Source organism: Nocardia coubleae NBRC 108252 (assembly GCF_001612805.1).
Classification (GTDB): domain Bacteria; phylum Actinomycetota; class Actinomycetes; order Mycobacteriales; family Mycobacteriaceae; genus Nocardia; species Nocardia coubleae.
In genome coordinates, this window is the sequence record NZ_BDBD01000009.1 from 12,640 (window position 1) to 25,038 (window position 12,399).

Annotated in this window: 9 protein-coding genes; 3 read left to right on the forward strand and 6 right to left on the reverse strand. The window is 70.0% G+C overall.

Features of this window, described 5'->3' with window-relative positions:
- Positions 1 to 43: 43 nt before the first annotated feature.
- Both NCO8_RS32355 and NCO8_RS07530 read right to left on the reverse strand, forming a co-directional pair.
- Complete coding sequence (locus NCO8_RS32355) at positions 44 to 3,871, reverse strand: bifunctional RecB family nuclease/DEAD/DEAH box helicase (protein ID WP_245655273.1); 3,828 nt, start codon at positions 3,869 to 3,871, stop codon at positions 44 to 46.
- A gap of 81 nt (positions 3,872 to 3,952) precedes the next feature.
- Positions 3,953 to 5,755, reverse strand: coding sequence for a DEAD/DEAH box helicase (locus tag NCO8_RS07530; RefSeq protein WP_067637605.1), 1,803 nt, complete (start codon positions 5,753 to 5,755; stop codon positions 3,953 to 3,955).
- Positions 5,756 to 5,817: 62 nt separating this feature from the next.
- Between NCO8_RS07530 and NCO8_RS07535 the strand changes: the two genes are divergently transcribed.
- On the forward strand, positions 5,818 to 6,675 hold the full coding sequence (locus tag NCO8_RS07535; RefSeq protein WP_067637607.1) for a carbon-nitrogen hydrolase family protein: 858 nt from the start codon (positions 5,818 to 5,820) through the stop codon (positions 6,673 to 6,675).
- A gap of 11 nt (positions 6,676 to 6,686) precedes the next feature.
- Positions 6,687 to 7,307 (forward strand): phosphoribosyltransferase, encoded by a 621-nt coding sequence (locus tag NCO8_RS07540; RefSeq protein WP_067637608.1) that lies wholly within the window; start codon positions 6,687 to 6,689, stop codon positions 7,305 to 7,307.
- Here the strand turns inward: NCO8_RS07540 and NCO8_RS07545 are convergent, their stop codons facing one another.
- Both NCO8_RS07545 and NCO8_RS07550 read right to left on the reverse strand, forming a co-directional pair.
- Positions 7,308 to 8,486, reverse strand: a complete 1,179-nt coding sequence (locus NCO8_RS07545; RefSeq protein ID WP_084456734.1) for an amino acid deaminase/aldolase — start codon at positions 8,484 to 8,486, stop codon at positions 7,308 to 7,310. It abuts the gene before it with no gap.
- A 42-nt stretch (positions 8,487 to 8,528) separates the two neighbouring features.
- Complete coding sequence (locus NCO8_RS07550) at positions 8,529 to 9,008, reverse strand: TetR family transcriptional regulator (protein WP_225278834.1); 480 nt, start codon at positions 9,006 to 9,008, stop codon at positions 8,529 to 8,531.
- A gap of 394 nt (positions 9,009 to 9,402) precedes the next feature.
- Between NCO8_RS07550 and NCO8_RS07555 the strand changes: the two genes are divergently transcribed.
- Complete coding sequence (locus tag NCO8_RS07555; RefSeq protein WP_067637611.1) at positions 9,403 to 10,146, forward strand: tyrosine-protein phosphatase; 744 nt, start codon at positions 9,403 to 9,405, stop codon at positions 10,144 to 10,146.
- Between the two features lies 1 nt (position 10,147).
- Here the strand turns inward: NCO8_RS07555 and NCO8_RS07560 are convergent, their stop codons facing one another.
- Positions 10,148 to 11,491 (reverse strand): class I adenylate-forming enzyme family protein, encoded by a 1,344-nt coding sequence (locus NCO8_RS07560; protein ID WP_245655274.1) that lies wholly within the window; start codon positions 11,489 to 11,491, stop codon positions 10,148 to 10,150.
- Positions 11,492 to 11,541: 50 nt separating this feature from the next.
- Positions 11,542 to 12,336: an enoyl-CoA hydratase/isomerase family protein gene (locus NCO8_RS07565; RefSeq protein WP_067637613.1), complete on the reverse strand. Its 795-nt coding sequence runs from the start codon at positions 12,334 to 12,336 to the stop codon at positions 11,542 to 11,544.
- Between the last annotated feature and the right edge of the window lie 63 nt (positions 12,337 to 12,399).

The following is a 12,399-nucleotide window of genomic DNA, read 5'->3' on the forward strand; positions in this document are numbered from 1 at the left end:
GCGGGCGGCTGCGCCGTGCGACGGTGGTGGGCCGCCGAGTGTTTCAACCGAGCTGGAGGAAGCCGCGCAGGGCGGCGAGTTCTTCCGGGGTGTCCGGGAGGTACTCGGTGAGCAGCGGCGAGCGGATGATGATCGCTTTCCACATGGCACGGCACAGGGTGGCGTGAATTACGGTGCGCGAGAGTAGTGCTCGCATACCGAAAGGAGCGTCGTCAGGGGTGGAGGTGGTCATCGACAGCACGACCACGGCGGCTTCACGACCCCGGAAACGGTCGGGGGTGCCGACGAGGACGTCCTCGATCTTGGCGCGCGCCAGCAGGGTTCGGATGCGCGCCACTTGCGCGGCGTAAGGGGCGACCACGAAGACGTCGTGCGGGTGCAGTTTGCGGGTGCGCGCCCCGGAGGTCCAGGTTTCGCCGAGCAGGGCGCGCACGCGGCGCACCACCTCGCGGGCCTCGGCATCGGATTCGGTCGCGCTGCCACGATGTTCGACGAAAACCGTGCTCACCCCGGGCGCGATCCCGGCAAGATCGCGGCCGAGGGTGACGGCCTCGACCTCCGTGAGCTTGCCGTCGTAGCAGCTCACCGACACCGGCGCGCACACCGCCGGGTGCATCCGCCAGGTGCGGTCGAGGAAGTAGCCGTACTCCGGCGGCAAGGTGGCCGCGCCGTCGCACAGCCACTCGAGGGCCGAAACATGAATCGGCTCAGGGTGTTCGGCCTGGGCGAGCGCGGGCTCGGGATCACCGACGAGCAGCAGGTTGCGCGCGCTCACCGCGACGGCGACGGTGTCGGCCAGCGAGCATTCGCCCGCGTCGGCGATCACCAGCAGATCGAGCGAGCCGGGGGCGATGAGGGTTTCGTCGACGAAATCGGCGGTGGTGCCGCCGATCACGCACCCGTTCACCGCGTTGTCGAGGAATCGGGGATACCGGCTGCCCTCGATCGCCGACCATTCGCGGCCCACCGACGCCACGTCCTTCTTCGCGACGAGTTCGGGCAGCAACCCGGCCTCCACGACCGCGTCGAAGATCCGCTCGATCACCTCGTGCGAGCGTGCGACCACACCGATCCGCCACCGCTTGCGGGTGACGAGGCGCTCGATGGCGCGGGCCGTCGTCCCGGTCTTGCCGGTGCCGGGCGGTCCGTGCACAGCCAGGTAGGAGGCGTCGAGTGCGGCCGTCGCCTGGGCCAAGGCGTGTGCGATATCGCCGTCGACCTGCGGTAACGGTGCGCCCTCGTGCAGGCGGGGCGGGCGGCGCAGCAGCAGGTCGTAGACCGCGTTGGCCGGCACGGACGGCAACGTCACCAGTAGCTCCTGGGCGGTAGCTTCCAGGGCGGCCTCGAGGTCGGCCTCGCCGTCGGGCGGGCCGGGGGCGATGGCGGCGGGTAGGTCGTCGTAGGGCGGGCAGCCCGCCGGGAGCAGTTCTTCCAGGCGCACGGTGTCGTCGAAATCGGCGTCCACCGCGCAGCCGAGGACGGTGGCCGTGGCGGTGGCGCGTCTGCCGAGCGTCTGCGTCATGCCCGCTGCCGCCGCGCCGTCGTAGATGGTGATCATCTGGGTGCCGGGGGTCAGGGTGGCACCGGTGCCGAGGCGGCCGGTGAGGGTGAGGTAGCGGCGCATCGTCGGAAGCTGGGGTGTCCGATGCCATTTGGTGTCGACGGTGCCCCACTCGGCGACCAGTACGCCCGGTGCGTCGGCCCACTCGCCCACCGGGTGCCCGAGCCGGTCGATGTGCGCCCACCATCTGGGCTGCCGTTCACGCCGGTGATACCCGAGCACCGCGGCCGTGAGCGCGGCCGCCCGTGCCGCGTCGCCGTGTGCGTCGGCGGCGAATTCGGCCAGTGCGGCCTCCAGTGAACCCGTGCGCAACGACGGCGGAATGTCGGTCTCGGCCACCGCGAACCGTGGTCCCGGCACCTCGATCCCTGCCTCGGCCGCCCGCTCGAGCAACCAGTCCCTGATCCCCAGCACGGTGGCCGCGCGACCGTGTGCGCCCGGCACCAGGGCGGCCAATCCGGCCACGTCGTAGGACTGCTCACCGATCAGCAATGCGGTCCGCACCACGGGTGCCAGGTCGACCAGTGCCCCGTCGGCGAGCAGTTCGTCGAGCTGATCGGCTCCCACTCCGAACCGCCCCGACCAGTCGAGCAGCGCCGTCCGGACCGCCGACCCGTAGTGGTAGACCCGCACATCCGGATCCAGGGCCCGATACTCACCGATGATGTCGAGCAGTTCCTCGAGCACGTCCGGGCCGTACCCGTCCTGTGTGGACGGCCCGAACTCGCCCCCACCCGTCGCTGTAGTTCCGAGCCCTCCGGCGCCCCTCGCGAAAGCTCCGAGAGCGCCACCGTTCCCCTCGTCGGACCCGAGCCCGCCGTTCCTGGCGAATGATCCGTAGTCGCTCGCCTGCGCGTAGCGCGGATCGGTCGACGCGGTCGGCGAGGGGTCCGGGCGGAAGACAGTGGTTGTCGCGTCGGCGAGTTCTACCGAGGTGATGGTTCCCCGGCGGTCCAGGTCGATGAGCAGTGCCAGGTCGCCGGGGCGCGGGGTGGGGAGTGCGCCGAGGGCGGTGGCGTCGCGCAGGGCGTAGGTGGGGGTTGCAGTGCGTTCGCGGGTGAGCTGGATGTCGGCTTGGCGGCGCAGTTCGGTGACCGTGCGCGGGGCGAGGCCGGGGACGGGAACGGTGGTGCCGGCGAGGCGGTCGATGGTGAGCACGCCTGCTTCGCGCAACCGGGCGCGCTGGGTGGGCCGAATCCCCGCTACCAGCAGCAAGTCCCGTGCGGTCGCGGCCGCCGCACGGCACGTCGGGCAGTGTCCACACGCCAGGTAGCGCGGGTCGCCCCACTGCACGGGCAGCAATTCGGTGAGCTTCTCCTCGACGACGTGTTCCACCCGCGCCCGTCGCGCCCGGTAGATCGGCTCGAGTTCCGCTGCGACCACGCCACGTTCACCGGTCGGCGTCGAAATTCGCGCCACCGGGTCGACATCCACCCCGGCCGCCGCCAATGCCTCGACGCACGCGGCCACTTCGACCCGAGCACACAGCTCCAGCCGAACCGGATCGACCCCCACCGACCGCACCGACGCCGAAACCCGCTCGAACGGCGTCCGCCCCGCCGCGAGTTCACGCCGCAACACCCTGTGGTCGTCGGCATCGAAACCCGCGACACCAGAACCGGACTCGACAAGCGGACCCGGTTCATCACGACCGGTTTCCGCCTCGAGGCCCCGGTCCCGGGGCGACTCGGCATGCGCGCCACCGAACCCGCCTGCACGGCCGACGCGCGATTCGTTGTCTCCCCCACCGCTACCGACGCGGGCGACCTCACCACCTGAGCCCCAGCGCGCCTCGCCGTCCACGCCGCTGTCCAGCGTGTCATCTCGGCGAGATCGACTGTGCAGGCCGACTCCCGACGGCCCGGCATCATGCTGAGGCACCTCGCGCGGAAAACCCACTCGCGCAGGTGCGACGGCACTGTGCACTACGTACCGCGCACCGTCGCGCACGAGAAGGTCTGCCTGGCAGACGAATCGACCATCGAAGAAGACCGCACCGGCGATCGCCTCGGCACCGGCACGCAGGGCGTCGGTGGTGCGTGCGGCGGCTTCGGTGAGGGTGGTGGCGTCGACGGGATCGGGGGTGGGGATGTGGATCGACCCGTCCCCGAAGTGCCGCAGCAACTCCGGGGAAACGTCGACGGCGCGCACGAGATTCGCGGCGGCGTCGCGGGTGCCGGGGAGGTTGCCGAGGGCGGCGTCGACCGCGCGCAGCAGCGCGAACTCGCAGTCCGCCGCGCGCACGAGATCGCCGACAGCACCGATCACCCGATCACCGGAGACGAACAAACGCGGCCCTCCTGTGTTCACGCACACCCGACGGCAACACCTTAGCCAGCGCCGAGACAGCCCATGGAGCGACCCATGGACTTGTCTACGTGCGGTGGTGCGCTACGTGCGCGGCTTACGCCGTTCGGTACGCGGACGAGCCTCACGGTCACGCCGGGGACCACGGGCGTTGAGCCGCTGCGACGGCGGGCCCTGATCCGGTTGCAGCTGGATGAGCACACCGCTGATCCTGGTGCGCCGCAACGCTTCCAGCGTTTCGTTCGGCAGGTTCGCGGGCAGCTCGACGAGGCTGTAGTCGGGCCGGATGCTGATGTGCCCGAAGTCGCTGCGCCGCAGCCCACCCTCGTTGGCGATGGCGCCGACGATCGCGCCGGGCACCACGCGGTGCCGCTTGCCGACGCTGATCCGGTAGGTCGCCAGCTCCGCACCGCTCTCACGGGAGAACGACGGCGGACGCGGTCCACGGTCCTCGTCGTCGAACTGGCGCGGGGCACGCTCGCGATCACGGTCCCGGTCGCGTTCGCGACGCGGCGCGGGCTCCGGCTCGGGCGCCATGAAGAAGTTGTCCCCGTCGTACCCGCCGACCGCCAGCGCGGCGGCGATATCGACCAGCGGGGTGTTGTGCTCGGCCTCGTAGTCCTCGATCAGCTTGCGGAACAGCTCGATCTTGTCCGAGGCCAGGTTCTCGGTGATGGAGTCACCGAACTTCGCGGCGCGGGTCGCGTTCACGTCGTCGACGCTCGGCAGCTGCATCTCGGTGAGCGGATGCCGGGTGGCGCGCTCGATCGCCTTGAGCAGATGACGTTCACGCGGCGCGACGAACAGCAGCGCCTGACCCGAGCGGCCCGCGCGACCGGTGCGGCCGATGCGGTGCACATACGACTCGGTGTCGTGCGGGATGTCGTAGTTCACGACATGCGAAATGCGGTCCACGTCGAGACCACGCGCGGCCACATCGGTGGCGACGAGGATGTCGAGCGCACCCGACTTCAGCTGACCGATGGTGCGTTCACGCTGGTTCTGCGCGATGTCACCGTTGATCGCGGCGGCGGAGAAACCGCGCGAGCGCAGCTTCTCGGCCAGCTCCTCGGTGGCCTGCTTGGTGCGCACGAAGATGATCATCGCCTCGAAGTCCTCGACCTCGAGGACGCGGGTGAGCGCGTCGAGCTTGCGCTGGTGCGACACCTGCACATAGCGCTGGGTGATGTTGGTGTTGGTCGTGGTCTTGGACTTGACCGTGATCTCGACCGGGTCGTTGAGGTACTGCTTGGAGATCTTGCGGATCGCGCCCGGCATGGTGGCCGAGAACAGGGCGACCTGCTTGTCGCGCGGAGTGTCGCGCAGGATGCGCTCGACGTCCTCCTGGAAGCCCATCTTGAGCATCTCGTCGGCCTCGTCGAGCACCAGGTAGCGCAGCTCGGTGAGATCGAGCGTGCCCTTCTCCAGGTGGTCGATGACGCGGCCGGGCGTACCGACGACCACATGCGCGCCGCGGCGCAGACCCGACAGCTGCACGCCGTAGCTCTGGCCGCCGTAGATCGGCAGCACGTGGAGACCGGGGATGTGCGAGGAGTACTTGCCGAACGCCTCGGCGACCTGGATCGCGAGTTCGCGGGTCGGCGCGAGCACCAGGGCGCTCGGCTTCTTCTGCGCGGTGTCCAGATTCATCAGGATCGGGATCGCGAATGCGGCGGTTTTGCCGGTGCCCGTCTGGGCCAGGCCGACGACGTCAGCGCCGGAGAGCAGTGGGGGAATCGTGGCCGCCTGGATCGGCGACGGCGACTCGTAGCCCACGTCGGCGATGGCCGCGAGGACACGGTCATCGATCCCGAGATCGGCGAAGGTCGGGCCGTTGTCGTGCCTGTCGTCGTCGGCAGGAACGCTGTCGACCTCATTTGTGTTCATTGACCACGAGTTTACTGCCTGGCGGTAGCTGATCGGGCCACCGGGTGAATACGGTGTGACCTATGCAGCTGCACAACGGGTCATCGCATCAGGAACACACCGCGACGACGGTGCCGATCGCGGTCGTCCAATTCGCCCCGCAGACCGATACGTCGGCCAACCTGGCCGCCTTGCGCGAACACGTGCGGACCGCTGCCGAATCGGGTGCGCGCGTCGTGGTCGCACCCGAATACTCGATGTTTGCGGTGACCCGTCTCGACGAGCGGGTGGTGGCCGCCGCCGAGCCGCTCGACGGGCCGTTCACCACCGGACTCGCCGCGCTCGCCGCTGAATTCGGGGTGCATCTGGTGGCCGGTGTCGCCGAATTGCCGACACCGGACGCGGACCGGATCAGCAATACCCTCGTGGCGCACGGACCCGACGGATCACGGCTCGCGCTCTACCGCAAAGTGCATCTCTACGACGCTTTCGGGCACCTGGAATCCGATGTCGTCGCGGCCGGCCCGCTGGTGGCGCCCGCCACATTCACCGTCGACGGTGTGATGTTCGGCATGCAGACTTGCTTCGATCTGCGTTTTCCGGAGGGATGTCGGCGTGTCGCGGCGGCGGGGGCGCACGTGCTGCTGCTGCCCGCGCAGTGGATTCCCGGCCCGGCGAAGGTCGACCAGTGGACCACGCTGCTGCGCGCGCGGGCCATCGAGAACACCGTGTACGTGGCGGCGGCCGATCAGTGCGCGCCGCTCGGGGCGGGCGCGTCGATGATCGTCGACCCGGCGGGCACCGTGCTCGCCGAACTCGGCGACGAGCCGGGTGTGCTCACCGCGTCGATCGACCCGGCCCACCTCGCCAGGGTGCGCACCGCCAACCCGAGCCTGTCGCTGCGCCGCTTCACAGTGTCGGCCGACGCCGCCGCGGAGTAGCGTTCGAAGCGATGGTGTACCCGGATCGCGCTGCGGCGGGCCGCGCTCTCGGCACGGCCCTGGAACATCTGCGTGGCACGCACCCGCTGGTGCTCGGGTTGCCGCGCGGCGGTGTGCCGGTGGCGGCCGCCGTGGCCGACGCGATCGACGGGGAACTCGATGTGCTGCTGGTGCGCAAGCTGGGGCTGCCGCAGCATCCGGAGCTGGCGATGGGTGCGCTCGGCGAGAACGACGTGCTGGTGCTCAACGAGGACGTGGTGGCACGCGGCCGGGTGAGCGAGGCGGCGTTCGCCGAGGTCGAGCGCGCGGAACGGGCCGAACTGGCCCGCAGGCGAACCCTGCTCCGCGACGGCGAACCGGTCGCCATGACCGACCGGACGGTGGTGATCGTCGACGACGGAATGGCCACCGGCGCCACCGTGGCCGCCGCCTGCCGCGTCGCCCGCGCACAGCGACCCGCCCGCTTGATCGTGGCGATGCCCGTCTCGGCCCCCGAGGCGGCCCACCGGGTCCGCCCCGAATGCGACGAGCTGGTCTGCCTCTGGACCCCCGACGACCTGGGCGGCGTCGGCGGCGCCTACCACGACTTCCACCAGCTCACCGACGACGAGGTCACCGAACTGCTGCGCTGATCAGCCGAAGCACTGGCCTTCGCCGCGGTAGGTGGGAACGGTTGTGCGGGTTCCCGATTCGTCGACGAGGTGGATCTCGGCGAAGCGTTCGCACAGCTCGCCCGCCTTGGCGTGGCGGAACCAGACGCGGTCGCCGATCTCGAGCTCGGACCCGCCGGCGAGCGGGGTCTGTACCTCGCCCGCGCCCTCGGCGCCGAGCAGCTTCAGGCCCGCGGGCCAGACCGGCAGCGGTACCCGGCTGGGGCCGGTGGGTCCGGAGGCGATGTAGCCGCCCGCGAAGACGGTGGCGATGCTCGGGGTGGGTTTGCGTAGCACCGGCGTGGCGAAGAACAGGGCCGGACGAGGGGTGAAGGACCGGTAGTGGTCGAACAGGGTCGGCACGTAGAGGCCCGAACCGGCGGTCACCTCGGTGACATCGGGATCGCTGATCGAGACCTCGATCGAGCCGGTGCCGCCGCTGTTGACGATCTCGAGCGGCCCGGTCACCATGCGCACCGCGTCGAGCACCTGGGTGCGGCGGCGGGCGATCTCGGCGGCCGAGAGTCGCTTGACCACGCGCACGGCCGGATTGTTGTCGGGCAGGCCCGCGATCTGCGCCTCGTAGGTCATCACGCCGACCACCTCGAAGCCGCGGGCGCGCGCCTGCGTCGCCAGGACGGCGGCCTCGCCGGGGGTGCGGATCGGGGAACGGCGAACGCCCAGGTGCAGCGGGCCGATGCGCAGCGAGGCGTCGACGTCGAGGCAGACGCGTGGGTGGACGGTGTCGGTGCCGAGGGCGGCGCGGGCCAGGTCGAGCTGGGCGACGTCGTCGATCATCAGGGTGATCGAGCGCAGCAGCGTCGGCGCGCCCGCGAGTTCGGCCAGCGCGGCACGGTCGAGGGTCGGATAGCCGAGCAGGATGTCGCGGGCGCCGAGGCGGGCCAGCCAGATGGCTTCGCGCAGGGAGTAGGCCATGATGCCCGCGAAGCCGTCGGCCGCGGTGAGGTCGGTGCCGAGGACCCGCTCGAGCACGGCTCGGCAGCGCACCGATTTGCTCGCCACCCGGATGGCGACGCCGTTCGCGCGGCGGCGCAGATCGGCGGCGTTGGCGTCGAGCCGGGACAGATCGAGTGCCGCCAGCGGCGGGTCGAGGTCAGCGGTGGCGTCGTGCAGGTGGTGCAGCGCTGTTGTCTCGGTCACCCGTCTACTGAACCACCTATCTGGTCACTCGTCCAGTAAATCTCAGGCTTCGACGGCCTTGAGGGTGAGACAGCCGACGAGATCGTCGGTGACGACAAGGATGGTCTCGTCGTTGCCGTCGGCGAGCCAGCGCAGCACGGCGCCGTGGAAGACGGAGACGAGGTAGCTGGCGATGGAGTCGACCGGCTCGAGCCACTGGGTACCCGAGAGCTCGGCACACAGCTCGAGGAACTCGGTCGCCTCGGCATCCATCTCACGGAACATCACGATCGCGGACGGATCGCCCACGTTGTCACCGGGCTCGATCCACCGCTCCCGCAGGGTCCGCAGCGCGGTCTCGTAGGACCTGATGCTTTTCGCCGGCGCGGCCTTCACCACCGGCCAATACGCACTGAGCCCCGCATGGAGGCAGATTCGCAGTGCCCGCAGCCCGGCGGTATCCGAACTCGCGGCGGCTGCTTCCACGGCCCGGCGAACGACGGGTCGCAAGGATGTTTCGGTTAGTTCACGACTGGCGCTCAACGACAACTCCTCGGCAACAAATTTCGCTGCCCGCGGCGATGCGAGCTGGTCGGGAAGGGTCCTCATCGAGGTTAACCACATCCCGCAAGCACGATCTTAGAAGGTTTTCTGGATTCACGAACTGGTTCAGCCATCCTTTTCAGACTGAAAGATTGTTTTGTTACCCGAATGCGACCTTGATAAAAACCGACCATACGGCTCGATTTTGTTTTCGCGCTCGAATAGCTGCCCCCGCTGTAATGGCTTACTGGTCGATGGTACAAGTCGTGGTAGCCGCACTCACGTTCCTGTGGGTGAGCACACACGTGTCGCGCGGGGAAACGCACGTCACACACTTCGTGACCGATCGGCCGAGTCCGTCAACGCCCGGTCGAACCGCCGATAACCTGGACGGGTGACTCTCTCGCCTCGCGCCGACCAGTTCGCCCTCAGCGGCACCTTCAATTTCCGCGATGTGGGCGGGCTGCGCACCGTCGACGGCGGCACCGTCCGCCCCGGCGTGCTCCTGCGCTCGGCGCAACTCAGCGGTCTCGACGATCAGGGTCTCGCCACACTCGGCGAGCTGCGGGTCACCGATGTGCACGATCTGCGCGGCCCGGTCGAGATCGACCACATCGGCCACGACACCCTGCCCGAGGACGTACGCCTGCACGTCACCCCGTTCGACTCGCGGATGGAGGAGGCCCCGCCGCACGAGGCGGCGACCGTCAGCGCGTACGCGCACATGGTCGAGGTGTACCGGCAGTTCCCGCTGCTGCCCGAGGCGGGCGCGGCCATCACCCGACTGGCCGGCTCGATCGTCGACGGCGGCGGCGCTGTGCTCGTGCACTGCGCGGCGGGCAAGGACCGCACCGGCTGGGCGGTGGCGACCGTGCTGCGCGCGGTCGGCGTGCACGAGGACGACATCTACACCGACTTCCTGGCCAGCAATGCTGCGGTGGAACCCCTGCGCGTCCTGCTGGAACCGAAGATCGGCGGTGGCGAGGCACTGTCGGTCGACATCCTCGGCGTGCGCGAGGAGTACCTGCGCACCGCCGATGCCACCGTGCGCGAACGCTACGGCGATACCGAGGGCTACCTGACCGAGATCGGCCTCACGGGCGACCTGCGTGCGGCGTTGCGCGCCAAGCTGGTGTGAGTCAGCCGGCCGGCTCGGCGTAGACCAGGCCGTCGGTGTCGATGCGGACGAAATCGCCCGTGTGGAACCAGGTTCCGCTGAACCGGGCGAAGGTCGCGTCGGGGTTGTTCCAGTAGCGGCGGCTGACATTCGGTCCGCGACAGAGCAGTTCGCCGCGACCCTGGCGAGCCTGCGGGCCCGACAGCGCCAATTCCGTACCACCGAAGGCGAACCCGAGCGCCGCCTCGGTGCGATCGGTGTCGTCGACGAGCAGGCCGATGCCGCTGGTCTCGGTGGCGCCCCACACCGACCACTGCCGCGCCTCGGGGAACAGCGCGCGCAAGGCGGCGGTCAGCGGGGCCGAGGCCGGGGCGGCGGCGCGTTCGGAGCGGTGACAGGCCTTGCTCACGCGCCGTACGCCCGCGCCCGAGCGTCGCTCGGCGAAGGCTGGCAGCAGGTCGGCGAAGATGCGCGGGGTGGCCGAGACCGTGTCGATCCGCTCGCTGACCAGCACGTCGGCCAGGCTGCGGGCACCCGGTGCGAGGACGACGGTTCCGCCGACGGCGAAGGTCGGCAACAACTGGTCGACGCATCCGCTGGCGTGGGCAAGTGGCAGCAGCACCAGATTGCGCACCCCGTCGGCGGGCAGGCCGAGCGCGCCGACCATCGACGACACCGCCGACAAGAGGTTCTCGTTGGTGAGTTCGACCCCGGCGGGCACCGGACCGCGCGCGGCGGCGCCGGTGTAGCAGAGCAGGGCCGGATCTCCCAGTGCCGCACCATCATCGATGTAGGCGGTGCTGTCGGGCAGCGGCCCGTCGGGGCCGAGCACGAAATCGGCGCGGCTGTCGGCGATCACGCGCGCCGTCAGGTCGGCGCCGAGCCCGTCGGGGATCAGGACCGGTACCGCACCGGACAGCAGAGCGCCGAGGAACGCCTGCACCCACCGCGCGCCCGTCGGCATGTGCACCGCGACCCGGTCGCCGTAGCCGATGCCGTGACCCTGCAGACCGCCCGCGATGCGCGAAGCGCTGTGCCACAACTCGCGGTAGGTCAGGCGTGGGCCGCCGACTTCGACGACGGCCTCCCGATTCGTGAAGGAGTGCACGCGCAGGTCGAGCAGTTCGGTGAGCGCGGGGTGCAGGTCGCCGTAGCGGAGCACGCCGTCGGGGCCGCGCCGCAGCTGTCCGCAGCCCCGCACACCGGAGCCGACCGGGGACGACCGGAACGCCCGGAACTCGGGTCCACTCGTGATCGGCACCCGAGCCTCGGGGCCGGGCCCTCGCTCCGGGGCGCCACCCTCCGAGCGTGCGGTCGTGTCCGGTTCCGACTGACCCATCAAGACCTCCACGTACTCGCCCGGCATGCATCTCCGACTATATGACGTGGATCACATTTCTGTCAGCCGCTCGGGGTTCACTCGCCCTTGTAGGTCGCCTTACCTGGGCCGACATCGAGGAAACTGCGAACGGCACCGCGCAGGTCGGCGGTCTCGAACAGGGCGCCCGACACCTCCGGCGTCACCGAATCCGCGTGTGCCACACCACCGGAACGCCATGCCTCGATGATCTGCTTGGTCGCGGCGTGCGCGCGGGTCGGTCCGTCGGCGAGGCGGGTGACCAGCGCACGGGCGGCGGTGTCGACGTCGTCGTGGACGGCGTTGACCACACCCCAGTCGGCCATGGTCGCGGCGTCGTAGAGGTCGCCGGTCATCACGAACTCGCGGGCCCGGCCCGATCCGGCCCGCTCGGCCAGCCGCTGCGGACCGCCCATCGACGGGGTCAGGCCGACCACCGTTTCCACCAGCCCGAACTTCGCCTTCGGCGCGGCCAGGATGATGTCGCAGGCCAGCGACATCTCGAAGGCGGCGGTGAGAGTGAGCCCGTGCGCGGCGAACACCACCGGGCACGGCAGCGCCTCGAGCGGATGGATGATCCGGTCGAACAGCTCGCGCCACAGTTGCGCGCCCTGCTCGGCGCTTCGTCCCTCGAAGACGTGCACGTCGACACCGCCGGAGACCACCTTGCCCTCGGCGCGGATGAGCACGGCGCGCGGCGGCTGCGCGGTGAGCGCGGCGAGATCGGCGATCAGCGCGTCGATCAGGGGCCGGTCGAAAAGGTTGAGCGGCGGATGATCGATGGTGATCGTGGCGATCTCGGCACCGGCTTCGGTGAACTCGCGCGTCAGTCGGGTCGGGTTCGTTTCACTCATCCGGTCAGCGTAGAACCCGGGCACCGGTCGTGGGAGTGGAGAGCGTGCCCACATCGCGGAACC

Bases quoted from the DNA above. Each gene is read 5' to 3' on its own strand.
- NCO8_RS07540 (WP_067637608.1), top strand. From the start codon at position 6,687: ATGGTGTACCCGGATCGCGCTGCGGCGGGCCGCGCTCTCGGCACGGCC.
- NCO8_RS07565 (WP_067637613.1), bottom strand. From the start codon at position 12,336: ATGAGTGAAACGAACCCGACCCGACTGACGCGCGAGTTCACCGAAGCC.
- NCO8_RS07560 (WP_245655274.1), bottom strand. From the start codon at position 11,491: ATGCCGGGCGAGTACGTGGAGGTCTTGATGGGTCAGTCGGAACCGGAC.
- NCO8_RS07530 (WP_067637605.1), bottom strand. From the start codon at position 5,755: ATGAACACAAATGAGGTCGACAGCGTTCCTGCCGACGACGACAGGCAC.
- NCO8_RS07535 (WP_067637607.1), top strand. From the start codon at position 5,818: ATGCAGCTGCACAACGGGTCATCGCATCAGGAACACACCGCGACGACG.